The following is a 15865-nucleotide window of genomic DNA, read 5'->3' as shown; positions in this document are numbered from 1 at the left end:
CGTTCGTCGCTCTGCGTGACCGGGCGCGCTCACCCCGCTCGACGCGCGTGCGTCCGGGGTAGGCCGAACAGGTAGATCCGGCCGCGCGATCGCGACTATCCGTCACCGCTCGCCTAGGCTTCTCCCGACCATGCTCATGCTCGACGACCAGGGGGTGACGGTGCGCACGACGTCCGTGCACGAGCGTCCCCGGCCGTCCGACGACTCCGCACCCCCGCGCTCGAACCGTCTGCTCCTCCTCGTGGGCATCTGCGTGCTGGCCCTCGCCGCCCTGGTGGTGGCGCTCGCCCTGACCCAGCGGGGGGAGTCGGCGGCCGGGCCCGAGCCCACCCTCCCCGCTCCGTCGGTGGCGGCCGAGACGGCCGACCGGCTCTCGTGGGCACCCCCGAAGCTCACGAGCCCCACCCTCGTCACGGTCACCGCCACCACCCCCAAGATCGAGCTCCGGTCCGACCGCGACTACATCGTCAAGCTGCCGGCGACGCCGCTCCTGCTCAGCGGCGGCCTGCGCATCGAGGGCGGCCGCAACGTCGTCCTGCTCGGCGGCGAGATCGTGGTGCCGCCGAAGTCCGAGGCGTCGGACTCGCGCAAGCGCACCGGCCTGCTGCTGAAGAACCAGACGGGCACGATCCACGTCGAGGGCCTGCGCATCAGCGGCCAGGACCTCGCCGAGGGGATCAACCTCGACCAGTCCGAGGGCGCCACCGTGGTCCTGCAGAACATCCACGTCGAGACCGTCCACGGGTCGCGCGACGGCCACCACGCCGACGTCCTGCAGACCTGGGCCGGTCCGGCGCGCCTGCGCGTCGACGGCCTCACGGGATCCACCGAGTACCAGGGCCTCTTCCTGCTGCCGCAGCAGTTCGTCGACACCCCGCCGGAGGAGTTCGACCTGCGGCGCATCGTGATCACCGGCGAGCCCGACGGCGCGAACGGCGGTGCGGCGTACCTGCTCTGGACCGACGACGTCGTCCCGTGGCTCAGCGCACGGGACATCGTGCTCGTCGACCAGCGCAGCGACCTCGAGGGGATGCTCCGCCCGCCGTCGGTCTGGGCCGACGCCGTCGAGCTGCGCACGACGGCGGCCGGGGCCGCGCTCCCCGCGGGGACGCCGGGCGCCTCGTACGTCTCGCCCGGCTACCAGGAAGGCACGTCGTGACCACCCTGCTCGTCTGCTCGGGAGGCGGCCACCTCCAGCAGATGTGGACCCTGCGTCCGCGTCTGCCGATCGGCGACGTCACCTTCGTCACCTTCGACACCCCGCAGTCGCGCTCGCTGCTCGCGGGCGAGGACGTCGTCTACGTCCCGTACGCCGCACCGCGCGACCTCGCCGTCGCGGTCAGGATCGGCCGCACCGCCAACGACCTGCTGCGCACGGGGAAGTACGACCGCGTCGTCTCGACCGGCGCGAGCGTCGCAGTGTCGTTCATGGTCCCGGCCCGGGCGCGCGGCATCACCTGCCACTACGTCGAGAGCGCCGCGCGCGCCGACGGCCCGTCGCTGTCGGGGAAGCTGGTGTCGCGCATCCCCGGCGTCAACACCTACAGCCAGTACCCGGCCTGGGCCGGCGGCCGCTGGCACTACTCGGGGTCGATCCTCGACGGCTTCCGTCCGGGCCCCGACCTGCCCGACGCACCAGCCGTCCCGAGGAAGGTCGTCGTGACGCTCGGCACCATCGCGCCGTACGGATTCCGCCGCGCCGTCGAGAAGCTGCTCGAGGTGCTCCCGGCGGACGCCGAGGTCCTGTGGCAGACCGGCGAGACCGACCTCTCCGGCCTGCCCGTCGACGGCAAGCACAGCATCCCGTCCGCCGACCTGTCGGCCGCGGCGCGCGAGGCCGACCTCGTGGTCGGGCACTCGGGCACCGGCTCCGGCCTGCTCGCGATGGCTGAGGGCAAGTGCGCGGTGCTGCTGCCGCGCCGGCTCGTGCACGGCGAGCACGTCGACGACCACCAGGTCCAGATCGCGGCCGAGCTCGACCGTCGCGGCGTGGCGATCGCGTGCGAGGTGGACGCGCTCGACGCCGAGGTCCTCCGCCGCGCCATGGCGCGCACGGTCGAGGTCGTGCCGGACCCGCCCGTCTTCCAGCTCCTGCGGGACGGCGGGTCATGAGCCGCGCGCGCGTGCAGTTCCTCGCCTGGGCTCCGACCGCCGGCCGCGCCCGCGACCTGGCCGCCGATCTCGACGGCGAGGCCGTCACGATCTACCCGAAGCGGCTCACCGCCCGGAAGGCCACGCCGCTGCGCTACGCCGTCAGCTCGCTGGTCACCGTCGGACGGCTCGCCCGGTCGCGTCCCCGCGCGGTCGTCGTGCAGAACCCGCCCGTCTACCCCGGAGTCATCGCGCTCGCGTACGCCCGCCTCGCCCGGGCGCGGTTCGTTCTCGACAGCCACCCGGCGTCGTTCGGTGCCAAGGACAACGCGCAGGCGCAGAAGATGCTGCGCATCACGGCGAGGCTCGCGCGCAAGGCCGACGGCGTGCTCGTCACCACCGAGTCGTGGGCGCAGGTCGTGCGGTCGTGGGGCGGTCGCCCGCTGGTGCTGCACGAAGCGCCGCCGCACTGGACCACCTCGCCCGCCCGGCCGCTCGACGGCCGTCGGCCGCAGGTGCTGTTCTCCTGCGTCTTCGCCTCCGACGAGCCGGTGGCCGAGGTCGTCGCCGCGGCCCGCTCGCTGCCCGAGCTCGACGTGCTCGTCACCGGCGACCCGCGTCGAGCCCCTGCCGGGATCCTCGACGACCTGCCCGCCAACGTCCGGCTGACCGGCTGGCTCGACCAGGCTGCGTACGCCGCCGAGGTGGACGGCTGCGACATCCTGCTCGCGCTCACGACCGAGCCGACCTCGGTGATGCGTGCCGCGTACGAGGCGGGCTACGCGCGTCGGGTGCTGGTCATGAGCGACACTCGCACCATGCGCGAGCTCTTCCCCGAGGCCGTCACCTGCGGGGACGACCGCGACAGCATCGCCGCGGGGCTCGCCCTCGCGGTGCGCGACCACGACCGCCTCGTGCGCGACCTCGACACCGTGCGCGCACGCCAGCAGCGACGCTGGGACACTCAGCGGCAGGAGCTGCTGGAGATGCTGGCCCTCCCGGACCCCAGCGGCTCCACCGACCTGCACGACGACCCGGCGTCCGACGCCGAGCCAGCAACGGAGGCACGACTCCCATGACCAAGCCCGCCGGCAGCATCCGCCGGTCGCTCCGCCGATGGAAGAAGCCCGTCCAGCGGCGGTGGTACATCGTGCTCACCTGCTTCCTGCTCGGGATCCTCGTGTCCTTCCTCGTGTCCTCGCGCACGCCGCCGCAGTACCTCGCGGAGGCCGTGGTCATCGTGCCCGCCGTCGGTGCAGGACAGACGCCCCCCGGGTCGCCGGATGCCGCGGCGAAGCTCGCGACCAACTACGCCACGCTGATCCCGCTCGACGACGCCGTCATGTCGGCCGCCGCGACCGTGGCGGACGTCAGCACCGAGGACCTGCGCGACAGCCTCACCGTCGCCAGCGACCCCGGCACCGCGCTCATCCGGATCGACGTGGTGTCCCGGCAGGCGATCGTGGCGGTCGACTCGGCCACCGCCGTCGCGGCCACGGTGACGCGCGCGATCCCGCCGGGGCAGATCGCCCGCGGCAGCCTGAAGCTCGTGACCGTCCCCTCCGAGGCCGCGCGGATGGGCGAGTCCAGCTCGTCCTCCCTGCTCATCGGCGGGCTTCTCGGCCTCCTCGTGGGCCTGCTGGCGGCCTTCGCGCTCGAGCGCTCGGACCGCCGGATCGACTCGGTGGACGACCTCGCCGACCTCCTCGGCACCCCGGCCACTGCCTGGGCCACGGTCACGCCGGCCGAGGCCCGCGCCCTCGCCTACCGGTGGCGGGCGCTCTCCGGCGTCCCCGCACCGGAGGTCGCGGTCGTGGCCACCGCGCCGATGTCGCGCGACGACGTCAAGGCGCTGCTGGCGAGCCTCGGCCCCGACTCCCCGGGCGACACCCCCGTGCCGGCCGTCGCCGCGACGTCGTCCTCGACCTCGACGGGCCAGGACCTCGTCCGCGGCCGCGCCGCGGAGGACTCCGGCGACATCGGAGTCGTCGCGGTCGGAGCACCGGGAAGCGGCGAGGGCGCCGAGCTGCGCGCCCAGATGAGCGACCTGGTGGTCATGGTCGTCCGCGAGGGCACCCGTGTCGCCGTCGTCCGCGACAACCTCGTCCGGCTCGGGGAGTACGGCGTGGCCGTGGTCTGGGGCCTGCTCGCCCCGAAGCACCTCGCCTCCGCCGCCGGCGCGAGCACCGTCAACCTCTCCGACCGGCTCGAGCCGCGCGCGTGACCCTCGCCCCGCAGCTGCCGTCCGCGCCCCGGGCCCCTGTGGCCCGGGCAGCGGCCCGCGAGCTGCGGGTTCTGGACGTCGTCCCCCTGCCCGCGTGGGCGATCATCCTGGGCGCTCTCGGCGCCACCGCGGTCGCCGGAGCACTGGCCGTGCAGTCGCCGGTGCTCGGGGTGGCCGTGATCGTGGCGGTCGCGCTCGGCCTCGCGCTGGCGCAGCGCCCCGTGCTGCTCGCGCTCGTGGTCGTCGCCCTGGTGCCCATCACGTCGGGGCTGCGCCGCGGCCTCGGCATCCCGGGTCTCAAGGTCTCCGAGGTGCTGGTCGTCTTCGGTGCCCTCGTGGTGCTCGGCTTCGCGGCCAAGGCCCTGCCCGGACCACGGTGGCGCGCCTGGGACTGGGCGGCCCTCGTCTACTGCCTCGGCACCGCGGCCTTCGGCATCCTCAACTCGGCGCTGCAGCAGACCATGATCACCGGCGACGACATCAACACGATGCTCGGTCCGATCCAGTTCCTGCTGCTCTACCGCACCGTGGCCGCCGCCTTCCCGACCACGGCCCTGCGCGTGCTGGCGATGCGGGCGCTCATCCTCGCCAGCATCCCGGTGAGCCTCCTCGCGATCGCGCAGATGGTGGGCCCGGCGTTCTTCCAGAACCTCGCCGTGAGCCTGTCCGGCACGGGCATCTTCATCACGCCCGGCTACGACCCCGTCATGCGCGCGACGAGCGTGTTCCCGATGTGGCACCCGCTCGGCGGCTACCTCGTGGTCGTGTCGCTGCTCATGGTCGCCCTCCTGCTCAAGCGCGACACGACGGTGCTCGGCACGTGGTGGCTCGTGGGCACGCTGGGGATCGCCTGCGTCTCGCTGGTGTTCACACTGACCTTCACGATCCTCGGAGGCCTCGTCCTCGGCGTGCTCGTCGTCGGCTGGGCCATCAAGCGCCTGAGGCTCGTCCTCGCCTGGCTCGTGGTCGGGGGAGCGGTGGGTCTGATCGTGTTCTTCCCGATCATCGGCGAGCGGCTGGCGGAGCAGGGGCAGGCGACCAGGGCGACGCCGACCGCCGGCGACTCTCTCGTGCCGCAGACGATCCTCTACCGATGGATCGTCTGGAGCGACCAGTACCTCCCGGCGCTCCAGGGCATGTGGGTCACGGGCTACGGCCCGGCCGACCCGCCGGGGATCAGCTGGGACCACACCGAGTCCGGCTACATCACCCTTCTGCTGCGCGGCGGGATCCCGCTGCTCGTGGCCGGGGCCGCCGTCGTCTACCTGTCCTGGCGCGCGGCCAAGGCGTTCCTGCGCACCGCCGACTCGGCTGCGGAGATCGCGCTGGCAGCCTCGGTGATGGGTATCGCGGCCATCGCCCCGGTGATCAACTTCTTCTTCCCCTACTTCACCGCCAGCGGGATGCCGCAGCCGATGTGGGTGGTCTGGGGCCTGCTCGCGGCGGCGGTCGGAGCCCGCAGCGCGGGCGACCGTCGGTACGCCCCGGCGCCTGTAACTCACTGACCGTCGCCGTCGTTCACCCATACGGGTGACGTCTCACCGCGTGGCGTCCGACGTTCAGCCGTTCGGTGGAAGCAACGTGATGGAAACGGTGCTGGAGTATCCATGCAGTGACGGATGCTCCACCCGTTCGGGGGCCGAAGAACCGCCTGATTCTCAAGGTGCGTTCATGAGCCACCGATTCAGTCGGAGGAGTGCAGGACACTAGGAGTCAGGTCCCGCCGGGCGTACCCGGTGGACGGCAGGTCAGTCAGGGGGAACGGTGCTCGACGAGGAAGCGGTGGCGGTGGAGCGGCAGCGGGCCAGTGGTGCGGGCGTCGCGCGCGACGCCGACGACGCCCTTCGGACCGCAGCTCCTGCCCTCGACACGGATGCCGTGCTGCTCGCCCCCGTGGCGGAGCCCCGGCAGGGCGATGCGCCCCGCCTGTCCGCCGTTCCGGACCAGGCCGCACGTCGGGTCTTCAAGGCCGACCTCACGCCGGAGGACCGGCGACCCGACCTGGAGGCGATCTCGCTGCGCAGGGTGCGCTGGGTCCAGCGGTACATCCGGGGCCTGATCCTCGCCGACGCCCTCGCCGCGTTCTTCGCAGCCTCCATCGCCCTCGTCATCCGCTTCGGCGTCGACGTCGGCTACGGGCCGAACGCGCTGTACCTCCCCATCACGCTGCTCTTCCCGCTCGCATGGACGGGGGTGCTCGCCCTGGGTCGCGCCTACGAGGCGCGCTTCATCGGCGACGGCACCGACGAGTTCCGGCGGGTGCTCGACTCCGCGGTGCGCTTCCTGGCGCTGCTCGCGCTGTCGTCGTACCTGCTCAACTGGGACTTCGCGCGCGGCTACGCCATCGTCGCGATCCCGCTCGCCACGGTGCTCAGCCTCATCGTCCGCGCGATCGGGCGCCGCGTGGAGCGCAACGCCGAGAAGGAGGGCACGGCCTCGCGCCGCGTGCTCGTCATCGGCACCGAGCGCTCGACCGCCGAGCTCATCCGCCGGCTCCGTCGCCACGACGACCACCCGTTCCTGGTCGTGGGTGCGCTCGTCGACTCCGCGCAGGGCGACACCGTCGAGGGTGTGCAGGTCGTGGGCACGTCCCGAGACGCCGCGGATGCGCTCATCCGGTGCGGCGCCGACACCATCGCCTTCGGCGCGTGGTCGACGCTCTCGCAGGCCGAGCTCCGCCGCCTGTCGTGGGAGCTCGAGGGCACCCACGTCGACATCCTCGTGACGCCGAACCTCACCGACGTCTCCGGCCCGCGCATCTCGGTGCGGCCGGTGGCCGGCCTCCCGCTGCTGCACGTCGAGAAGCCGGAGTTCACCGGTTTCCGCCGCATGTTCAAGGGCCTGTTCGACCGCGGAGTCGCCTTCGTCTCCCTCGTGCTGCTGTCGCCGCTGTTCCTCATGCTCGCGATCGCGGTGCGCGCCGACTCCAAGGGCCCGGCCTTCTTCCGCCAGGAGCGGGTGGGCCGTGCCGGCCGCACGTTCACGATGCTGAAGTTCCGATCGATGTCGGTCGACGCCGAGGACCGGCTCGAGGACATCAAGGCCGACAACGTGCACGGGGACGACGGCCCGATGCTCAAGGTCGTCAACGACCCGCGCGTCACCCGCGTCGGCAGGTTCCTCCGCCGCACCTCGCTCGACGAGCTTCCGCAGCTGGTCAACGTGCTGCTCGGCCAGATGTCGCTCGTCGGCCCGCGCCCGCCGCTGCCGCGCGAGGTCGCGCAGTACGAGAACCACGTGCAGCGACGCCTGCTCGTCAAGCCGGGCCTGACCGGTCTCTGGCAGGTCAGCGGCCGCGCCGACCTCAGCTGGGAGGACTCGGTCCGCCTCGACCTGTACTACGTCGAGAACTGGAGCTTCCTGCTCGACATCGCGATCCTTGTGCGCACGGTGCGCGCAGTGCTCGCGTCCCGCGGCGCCTACTGAGCCTGCCGGGGCTCCGCCGAGTCCTGCAAAGTCCTTGCAACAAGGGGTGTTCCGCGACCCCGCGTTGTCGCACCTCCGTGCCCGTTGCTACGGTCCTGTCCATGCATCGCCGCCCGGCCCTCACCTCACGCCGTCACGTGGACCTCGGTCGCGTGTCGTCGCAGATGTGTCGAATGCCCGGCATGCGGCCGTGCGACCGTCCCTAGCGGGACCCGACAGACTCGCGCCCGAGGCCGGAGAGAGACTCTCCGGCCTTCGTCGTCCCGCGGTCGCACCCACCGCCCTCCCCGGGCGCGCGTCCCGGCCCTCGTGGCCGCCCCCGCACTCAGCCGCCTGACGCGGCGCACGACCCTCACCCACCCCCCCGACACGGGACGCACAGAAGAGAGATCTCACGCCATGAGCGCCGACTGGAGCTTCGAGACCAAGCAGATCCACGCGGGCCAGACGCCCGACAGCCAGACGAACGCCCGCGCCCTCCCGATCTACCAGACCACGTCGTTCACGTTCGACTCCACCGAGCACGCGGCCAACCTGTTCGGGCTCAAGGAGTTCGGCAACATCTACACCCGCATCATGAACCCGACCCAGGCGGCGGTCGAGGATCGCGTCGCCGCGCTCGAGGGCGGCCTCGCGGCCCTCCTCGTGTCGAGCGGTCAGGCGGCCGAGACGATCGCCCTGCTCAACGTCGCCGAGGCCGGCGACCACATCGTGGCCAGCCCGTCGCTCTACGGCGGCACGTACAACCTCCTGCACTACACCTTCCCGAAGCTCGGCATCGAGGTCTCGTTCGTCGAGGACCCCGACGACCTCGAGCAGTGGAGGTCCGCGGCGCGACCGAACACCAAGGCGTTCTTCGGCGAGACCATCTCCAACCCCAAGAACGACATCCTCGACATCGAGGGCGTGGCCACGGTCGCGCACGAGGTCGGCGTGCCGCTGATCGTCGACAACACGGTCGCCACGCCCTACCTCATCCGTCCGTTCGAGTGGGGCGCCGACATCGTCGTGCACTCGGCCACGAAGTACCTCGGCGGGCACGGGTCGTCGATCGCGGGCGTCATCGTCGACAGCGGCCGCTTCGACTTCGCCGCCGACCCGGAGCGCTACCCGAACTACAACCAGCCCGACCCGAGCTACCACGGCCTCGTGTACGCGCGGGACCTCGGCGTGGGGTCGGCGCTCGGCGCGAACCTCGCGTTCATCCTCAAGGCGCGGGTGCAGCTGCTGCGCGACCTCGGCTCGGCGGTCTCGCCGTTCAACGCCTTCCTCATCGCCCAGGGCATCGAGACGCTGTCGCTCCGCGTGGAGCGGCACGTGCAGAACGCCCAGCGCGTGGCCGAGTGGCTCGAGGCGCGCGACGAGGTGCTCGCGGTGAACTACGCCGGGCTGCCCAGCTCGCCGTGGCACGAGCGCGGCCAGAAGTACGCGCCGAAGGGGACCGGCGGCGTCCTCGCCTTCGAGATCGAGGGCGGTGTCGAGGCGGGCAAGCGCTTCGTCGAGGGCCTCGAGCTGCACAGCCACGTGGCCAACATCGGCGACGTGCGCTCGCTCGTGATCCACCCGGCGTCCACGACCCACTCGCAGCTCACGGCCGAGGAGCAGGCCACCACCGGCGTGACCCCGGGCCTCGTGCGGCTGTCGGTCGGCCTCGAGAACATCGAGGACATCCTGGCCGACCTCGATGCCGGGTTCCGCGCCGCGAAGGGCGCCTGACCGGAATGAGCGACGCCCCGGCCCTCCCTCCCGCCAGCGGTGCCTGGCGGGAGGGTGAGCACGTGGGCGACCGCCTCTTCGCGCACCTGGGCGGGGTCGACCTCGAGCTGGGCGGCAGCCTGCCGTCGGTGACGGTCGCCTACGAGACCTGGGGCGAGCTCGACGCCGACGGGTCCAACGCCGTGCTCGTCCTGCACGCGCTCACCGGCGACTCGCACGTCGCGGGAGCGGCCGGGCCGGGGCACCCCACGCCCGGCTGGTGGGACGGTCTCGTCGGCCCCGGCGCGCCGCTCGACACGGACCGCTGGTTCGTCGTCGCACCGAACATCCTCGGCGGGTGCCAGGGCAGCACGGGCCCCGCGTCGCTCGCCCCCGACGGCCGCCCGTACGGCTCCCGCTTCCCGCGGATCACCGTGCGCGACCAGGTGCGCGTCGAGGCGGCGCTCTCCGACGTCCTCGGGATCACCCGCTGGGCGTCGGTGATCGGCGGCTCGATGGGCGGGATGCGCGCGCTGGAGTGGGCGGTCGGGCACGGCGACCGGATCGCGTCCGCCCTCTTCCTGGCCTCCGGCGCGGTCGCCACCGCGGACCAGATCGGGACGCAGACCGCGCAGATCCTGGCGATCACCTCGGACCCGCGCTGGCGCGGCGGCGACTACCACGACGCCGTCCCGGGGGACGGCCCGTCGGCGGGCCTCGGCATCGCCCGCAGGATCGCGCACCTGACGTACCGCAGCGAGCTCGAGCTGCAGACCCGGTTCGCGAGCGCGCCGCAGGACGGTGAGGACCCGCTCGCGGGCGGGCGGTACGCCGTGCAGTCGTACCTCGACCACCAGGCGACCAAGCTGGTCCACCGCTTCGACGCGGGCACCTACGTGGCGCTGACCGACGCGATGAACACCTGGGACGTCGGACGCGGCCGCGGGGGCGCCGAGGCGGCGCTGGCGCGCGTCGGTGTCCCGCTGGTGGTGGCGGGCATCGACAGCGACCGGCTCTACCCGCTGCACACGCAGGCGTTCGTCGCCGACGGCGTTCCGAGCGCCGTGGGCGGTCTGCGGGTGATCCCGTCGCCGTACGGGCACGACGGCTTCCTCGTCGAGCGCGAGCGGGTGTTCGCGCTCGTCGCCGAGACGCTCGACCTCGCGCTAGCGAACGCGTGAGCCGCTGGAGCGAGGTGCAGGCAGCGGCCGCCACCACAGGGGAGCGCACCACCACGGTGCCGCTCGCGGTGTCGGTCACCGAGGCGCGCACCCAGTGCTCTGGTACCGGTTCACCACGGTGACGATCGACCGCGAGCCCGTCTCGGCCGACCCGATGCACAACCTCGACGACGCGATCATCGTCGAGAACGCCGTCTCGCTCGGGCACCAGCTCGGTCCCGGCCGTGACGGCCGAAGGGGTCGAGACCTCGCTGGTCTTCGAGCGGCTCGGCGCGCTTGCGGTCGACCGGGTCCAGGGCTACCTGGTCGGTGATCCGGTGCCCGCGCGTCGGGCGAGCCAGCGGTCGAGGGCCCAGAGCACGAGGGCGATGACGAGCCCGAGGAGCAGCACGCCTCCGAGGTTGAGGAGCACCGTGCCGTACCCGAGCGTGACGACGTCCATGAAGAAGTAGGGGTAGGCCCCGATCACGGCTCCGCGGACGAGCACGTAGACCAGCCACACGATAGGGAGCACGAACGAGCCGAGCAGCACGCGAAGGTCGATCCAGCCGCGCGGTCCGGCGACGACGAACACCACCAGGGTGAGCAGCGGCACGAGCTGGTGGATGAAGAGGTTCGCGAGCACCTCCCACCCGCGCAGGGTGGAGACGCCCGAGAGGATCACGCCGTACACGAGCCCGGTGATCGAGATCATCAGCAGGCCCGAGAGCCGGACCGCGCGCAGGACCGGGGAGTCGCGTCGGGCGTCGAGGGCCAGCAGCGTCATCACCACGGCGACCGTGATGTTGCTCCAGATGGTGAAGTACGAGAAGAGGTCCACGAGCCGGCCGACGAGCCCCTCGATGCCGGGGGCGTTGCCGTAGCCGTACTGGCTCGCCTTCGTCGCCGTGCTCGGGTACATGCCGGTGGCGCTGATGGTCAGCTGGATCGCGAGGCCGACCCACGCCGTGGCGGCGTTGGCGAGGAACCACCGCTGAGCGCGGGCGGTGCGGGGAGGTGCGGTCCGGTCAGTCGTCGCCGAGGTCATGCGGAGGACCGTAGCCCCGGGTCAGGCCGGCTGCGACTCCGTGCTGTCCGTGGCTGCGGCGAGCGCCTTGGCGGCCGTGCGGCTCCAGACCACGAGGCTGAGGATCCCGACGATGATCTGGGGCACGAAGCTTGCCGCCCGCCACACGAGAGTGGCGGCGGTGGCGTCGCCGGTGCTGACGCCGGCGGCGGTCAGGATGCCGAGCATCAGGGCGTCGACCGTGCCGAGACCGCCGGGCGTCAGCGGGATCATGATGCCGATCTGGGCCACGGCGTAGGCCCCGAGCACGGCGAGGGCGGGCGTGTGGTTGCCGTCGCCCTGCACGCCCCAGAGCGCGGCCAGCAGGATCAGGCCCTGGGTGATCGAGACGCCGAGCTGCGCGCCCGTGATCACGTGCCAGCGCTTCTTGACGAGGTCCACCGTGTCGTTGCGGAAGCTGAGCACCGAGCCGACGAGGTCGATGGCGTCGCGCTTGAACCTCGTGAGGACCGGGTTGACCAGCTTGTTGCCGAGCTCGCCGATCTTCACGGCGAGCGCCTCGCTGCGCATGATGAGCGCGAAGACGACGATCATCGCGGTGAGGACGCCGAGCCCGATCAGTGCGTACTTCACGTACGAGCTCACGTCGACGAGTCCGGAGGCCCACAGGGCGAACACGCCGAACACGGGCAGGCCGAGCGTGACGAAGACGCTCCACACGCCGACCGCTCCGATCGCCGCCGTCGCGACCGTGGGCGGCACCCGCCAGGACGCGAGCATCGCGTACTGCACGCCGAGCCCGAAGGCGCCTCCGGCGGGGATGCCGTTGCTGATCGCGAACGCGCCCTGGTTGATCTGGAAGGCGCGGCCGTAGGGCAGGCCGGGGGTCGCGGCCATGAACGGCAGCGGGTAGAACGCGAGGTAGATGAGCACCATGAGCGCGATGAGGACGATGTCGCTCACGTTCATGCGCTTCAGGGACTCGACCGCGTCGGAGTAGCTGCCGATCTGCGGGATCACCTTGACGAAGATGATCACGAGGACCGCGAGGCCGATGAGGCCGAAGATGATCGACTTCTTCTTGTCGAGCGCGGGCCGCGGGCCGGCGGCCTGCACGGCTGCATCGTCGGCGGCGGGGATGGTCGCGTCGTCGCTCATGCGGTGAGCGTAGGGGAGTGCACGCCAGTCGGCGTCTCGGCTCGCGGTTCTGCCGCGGCGTCACGGTTTCATCGGAATCCCGGGCGGCCATGGCACAGTCGTGCCATGGCCGACGATCTCGCGCGCACGCTCGGCGACGAGCGGTTCGTCGACCTCGTGACCTTCCGTGCGGACGGGTCGCCGGCGCACACGCCCGTGTGGGTGAGCGGAGACGGCTCGCGGCTGTTCGTCTCGACGTTCGGCGACTCGTACAAGGTGGCGCGGGCCCGCCGCGAGCCGCTCGTGGCTGTCGCCGCCTGCGACGGCTACGGCCGGCTGCTGCCCGATGCGTCGTACGTCGCCGGCCGGGCGGAGGTGCTCGACCGCAGCGAGTTCAGGGACGGCGTGCGCGCGCACCGCGCGAAGTACGGACGGCACTTCTCGCTCATGTGGCCGGCCCGGTGGCCCTTGCGTCTCGTCGGCAAGAAGCGCGTATGGGTCGTGGTGCAGTTGACGCCCGAGGTCGATCTCGTGCACATCGACCCGCCCGTGGTGGACGTGCCGCCAGGATGACGGTGTGAGCAGCTTCGACGTGGACGTCGCCGTGGTCGGGTCCGGCTTCGGCGGTGGCGTCGCGGCGCTGCGCCATGCCCAGGCGGGTCGCTCGGTGGCGGTGCTCGAGCAGGGCCGCAGGCTCACCCGCGACGACCTCGAGGCGGGTGCGCGCAGCACGCGCGCGCTGCTCTGGGCGCCCGAGGCAGGGCTCTCGGGGTACTTCCGCCAGACGCTCCTGCGGCACGTCGTCGTGGTGCACGGCGTGGGGGTGGGCGGCGGGTCGGTCGTGTACGCCGCGGTCCTGCTGCGTCCCACGCCGCACGCCTGGGAGGCCGCGGGCTGGACCGCCACCGGCCTCGACTGGGCCTCCGAGCTCGACCGGCACTACGCGACCGCGGCGTCGATGCTCGGCGTCGAGACCAATCCGTACGTCGGCGCCCAGGACCGCTGGTTGTCCACCGCCGCGAACTCGCTCGGCGCGGGGTCGACGTACGCGCCGACTCCGCAGGGCATCTCGTTCGCCGACTGCGTCCGGTGCGGGGCGTGCCTCACCGGGTGCGTGCACGGCGCGAAGAACAGCGTGGACCGCACCTATCTCGCGCAGGCGGAGGCGCTCGGCGCGACCGTCACACCGAGGTCGAGGGTGCGCCGTCTCGAGCGCCTGCGGGGCGGGGGCTGGCGGCTCGACGTGGTGGACCCGCTCGACCGTCGCTCGCCGGTGCGCACGCTCGACGCGCGCGAGGTGGTGCTGGCCGCGGGGGTGCTCGGCACGACCGAGCTGCTGCTCGCCTCGCGCGACCGGTGGCTCTCGCTGCCGTGGGCTTCGCCGGCGCTCGGGCGGCACGTGCGCACCAACTCCGAGGCGTTCACGGCGGTGCTGCAGCCCGACGGCTCCACGGACGTCAGCACCGACGGCGCGACGATCAGCAGCGACTTCCACCCCGACGCCTCGACGCACGTCACGAACAACCGCTTCCCGGCGTCGTACGGCTTCATGCGCTGGTACCTCGCGCCGCTCGTCGACGCCGAGAGCCGCGGCGCCCGCGCGCGCGGGATCCTGACCGCGATGATCCGGGACCCGCGCGCCGCGACGGCCAACCTCCGTGCCCGCGACTGGAACCGGCGCGTCACGGTGCTGACCGTGATGCAGCACGACGACAACGAGATCGCGCTCGAGCTCCGCCGCGGCCCGCTCGGCTGGGGGCTGAGGTCCCGGCTGGCGCCCGGCGCGGCACCGATCCCGACGTACCTCCCGCAGGCGAACGCGTCGGCCCGCGCGGTGGCCGCCGCGAGCGGGGGAACGGCGTACGGCACGCTGCTCGATCCGGTGCTGGGCATCGGGGCGACGGCGCACATCCTCGGGGGCGCCGTGATCGCGAGCTCGCCTGCCGACGGCGTGATCGACCCGCACCACCGCGTGTTCGCGACGGCCGACGGCGACGTGCACGAGGACCTGCGCGTGCTCGACGGCAGCGCCGTGCCCGCCAACATCGGCGTGAACCCGTCGCTGACGATCACAGCTCTGGCCGAACGCGCGATGTCCCTGCGCTGACAGGGTCAGGAGATCCAGGTGCGGTTGCGCCACGGGGTGCGCGTGCCCCGCTGGTCGGACAGCGCGGCGAAGTCCTTGAGCCTCGCGATGGCGCGGGTGCGCGACGCCGTGCTCACGAAGGATGCGGCCTCGTCCGCGACGCCGGACCGCCACGCCCGGCCGCCCGCGAGCGACCGCTTCACCGCGGCGACGGCATCCGGGCTGCGCCGGGCGACCTCGGTCGCCACGGCGATCGCGGTGGCAAGGACGTCGTCCGGCGCCGTCACCTCGTCGACCAGGCCCGCGGCCCTGGCCTCGTCCGCGTCGTAGGTGGTTGCGCGCAGCATCATCGAGCGGGCCTGCGCGTGGCCGACAGCGCGGGCGAGGCGCTGGGTGCCGCCGGCCCCCGGGGGGATCGCGGCGGTGATCTCGACGAGACCGATGCGGCCCTCGCCTCGGGCCATCACGCGCAGGTCGCAGGCGAGGGCGAGCTCGCAGCCGCCGGCGAGCGCGTCGCCGTCGATGGCCGCGACGACCACCTGGGGGAGGGTGCCGAGCCGGTCGAGCGCCGCGTGCGTGCGGGCGAGCTCGGCGATCCCGGCGGCGGGCGAGGCCAGGAGGGCGTCGCGCACGCGCCGGCTGCGGCTGAGCGCCGCGACGCCGGTGAACGCCAGGCGCGCGAGGCCGTACGGCACCGGGCGGCCCAGCGCCTCGGCCCCCTCGGCGATCTCGCCGAGCCGGAAGTGCGGCGCGAAGATCCCGGGCTCCCGACCGGTGATGACGACACCGCCGATGGCCGTGGACGTGGCGAGGCGGCGTCCGAGCACGTCGAGCTCGGCGAAGACCGCGGTGTCGACGAGGTCGCCCGCCGGGTTGTCGAGGCGGACCACCAGGATCCGGGTGCTGCCGCCACCGTCCGTGGGCACGGGGTCGGGCGCCAGCGTGCAGCGCAGCGTGGCGAGGTCGGTCCAGATCGGCTCTGCGTCGTGGGGGGTCACGACCCGATCCTGCCCTGCCCG

General features: G+C 72.8%; 13 protein-coding genes. 10 read left to right on the top strand and 3 right to left on the bottom strand.

Annotated features, from left to right (window positions below):
* Positions 1 to 130: 130 nt before the first annotated feature.
* The 8 genes from ACFQGU_RS13905 to metX all read left to right on the top strand — a co-directional run bounded on the left by ACFQGU_RS13905 (position 131) and on the right by metX (position 10617).
* Positions 131 to 1159 carry a hypothetical protein gene (locus ACFQGU_RS13905; protein WP_386767647.1) on the top strand — a complete coding sequence of 343 codons (1029 nt, stop codon included), beginning with the start codon at positions 131 to 133 and terminating at the stop codon, positions 1157 to 1159.
* On the top strand, positions 1156 to 2112 hold the full coding sequence (locus ACFQGU_RS13900; protein WP_386767645.1) for a glycosyltransferase: 957 nt from the start codon (positions 1156 to 1158) through the stop codon (positions 2110 to 2112). The genes ACFQGU_RS13905 and ACFQGU_RS13900 overlap by 4 nt, the downstream gene beginning before the upstream one ends.
* Positions 2109 to 3170, top strand: coding sequence for a glycosyltransferase (locus ACFQGU_RS13895; protein WP_386767643.1), 1062 nt, complete (start codon positions 2109 to 2111; stop codon positions 3168 to 3170). The genes ACFQGU_RS13900 and ACFQGU_RS13895 overlap by 4 nt, the downstream gene beginning before the upstream one ends.
* Complete coding sequence (locus ACFQGU_RS13890; RefSeq protein ID WP_386767641.1) at positions 3167 to 4315, top strand: hypothetical protein; 1149 nt, start codon at positions 3167 to 3169, stop codon at positions 4313 to 4315. Before ACFQGU_RS13895 ends, ACFQGU_RS13890 begins: the two co-directional genes overlap by 4 nt.
* Positions 4312 to 5820, top strand: coding sequence for a hypothetical protein (locus ACFQGU_RS13885; RefSeq protein WP_386767639.1), 1509 nt, complete (start codon positions 4312 to 4314; stop codon positions 5818 to 5820). The genes ACFQGU_RS13890 and ACFQGU_RS13885 overlap by 4 nt, the downstream gene beginning before the upstream one ends.
* 259 nt (positions 5821 to 6079) lie before the next feature.
* Positions 6080 to 7741 (top strand): sugar transferase, encoded by a 1662-nt coding sequence (locus tag ACFQGU_RS13880; RefSeq protein ID WP_386767638.1) that lies wholly within the window; start codon positions 6080 to 6082, stop codon positions 7739 to 7741.
* 399 nt (positions 7742 to 8140) lie between these two features.
* Entirely contained in the window at positions 8141 to 9457 is a 1317-nt protein-coding gene (locus ACFQGU_RS13875; RefSeq protein ID WP_386767636.1) for a bifunctional o-acetylhomoserine/o-acetylserine sulfhydrylase, read from the top strand.
* Positions 9458 to 9462: 5 nt separating this feature from the next.
* On the top strand, positions 9463 to 10617 hold the full coding sequence (metX, locus tag ACFQGU_RS13870; protein ID WP_386767634.1) for a homoserine O-acetyltransferase MetX: 1155 nt from the start codon (positions 9463 to 9465) through the stop codon (positions 10615 to 10617).
* A 298-nt stretch (positions 10618 to 10915) separates the two neighbouring features.
* Here the strand turns inward: metX and ACFQGU_RS13865 are convergent, their stop codons facing one another.
* Positions 10916 to 11644 carry a Pr6Pr family membrane protein gene (locus ACFQGU_RS13865; protein ID WP_386767632.1) on the bottom strand — a complete coding sequence of 243 codons (729 nt, stop codon included), beginning with the start codon at positions 11642 to 11644 and terminating at the stop codon, positions 10916 to 10918.
* 21 nt (positions 11645 to 11665) lie between these two features.
* Complete coding sequence (locus ACFQGU_RS13860) at positions 11666 to 12781, bottom strand: lysylphosphatidylglycerol synthase transmembrane domain-containing protein (RefSeq protein ID WP_386767630.1); 1116 nt, start codon at positions 12779 to 12781, stop codon at positions 11666 to 11668.
* Positions 12782 to 12886: 105 nt separating this feature from the next.
* Between ACFQGU_RS13860 and ACFQGU_RS13855 the strand changes: the two genes are divergently transcribed.
* Both ACFQGU_RS13855 and ACFQGU_RS13850 read left to right on the top strand, forming a co-directional pair.
* A complete protein-coding gene (locus ACFQGU_RS13855) occupies positions 12887 to 13333 on the top strand; it encodes a PPOX class F420-dependent oxidoreductase (protein WP_386767628.1) in 447 nt (148 codons plus the stop codon).
* A gap of 4 nt (positions 13334 to 13337) precedes the next feature.
* Positions 13338 to 14867: a GMC family oxidoreductase N-terminal domain-containing protein gene (locus ACFQGU_RS13850; RefSeq protein ID WP_386767626.1), complete on the top strand. Its 1530-nt coding sequence runs from the start codon at positions 13338 to 13340 to the stop codon at positions 14865 to 14867.
* A 5-nt stretch (positions 14868 to 14872) separates the two neighbouring features.
* Here ACFQGU_RS13850 and ACFQGU_RS13845 read toward each other — a convergent pair whose 3' ends face one another.
* Positions 14873 to 15844 carry an enoyl-CoA hydratase/isomerase family protein gene (locus ACFQGU_RS13845; RefSeq protein ID WP_386767624.1) on the bottom strand — a complete coding sequence of 324 codons (972 nt, stop codon included), beginning with the start codon at positions 15842 to 15844 and terminating at the stop codon, positions 14873 to 14875.
* Between the last annotated feature and the right edge of the window lie 21 nt (positions 15845 to 15865).

Source organism: Longivirga aurantiaca (assembly GCF_042660085.1).
In the GTDB taxonomy this organism is placed as follows: Bacteria; Actinomycetota; Actinomycetes; order S36-B12; family CAIYMF01; genus Longivirga; species Longivirga aurantiaca.
This window is presented reverse-complemented; position numbering and strand designations above follow the sequence as displayed.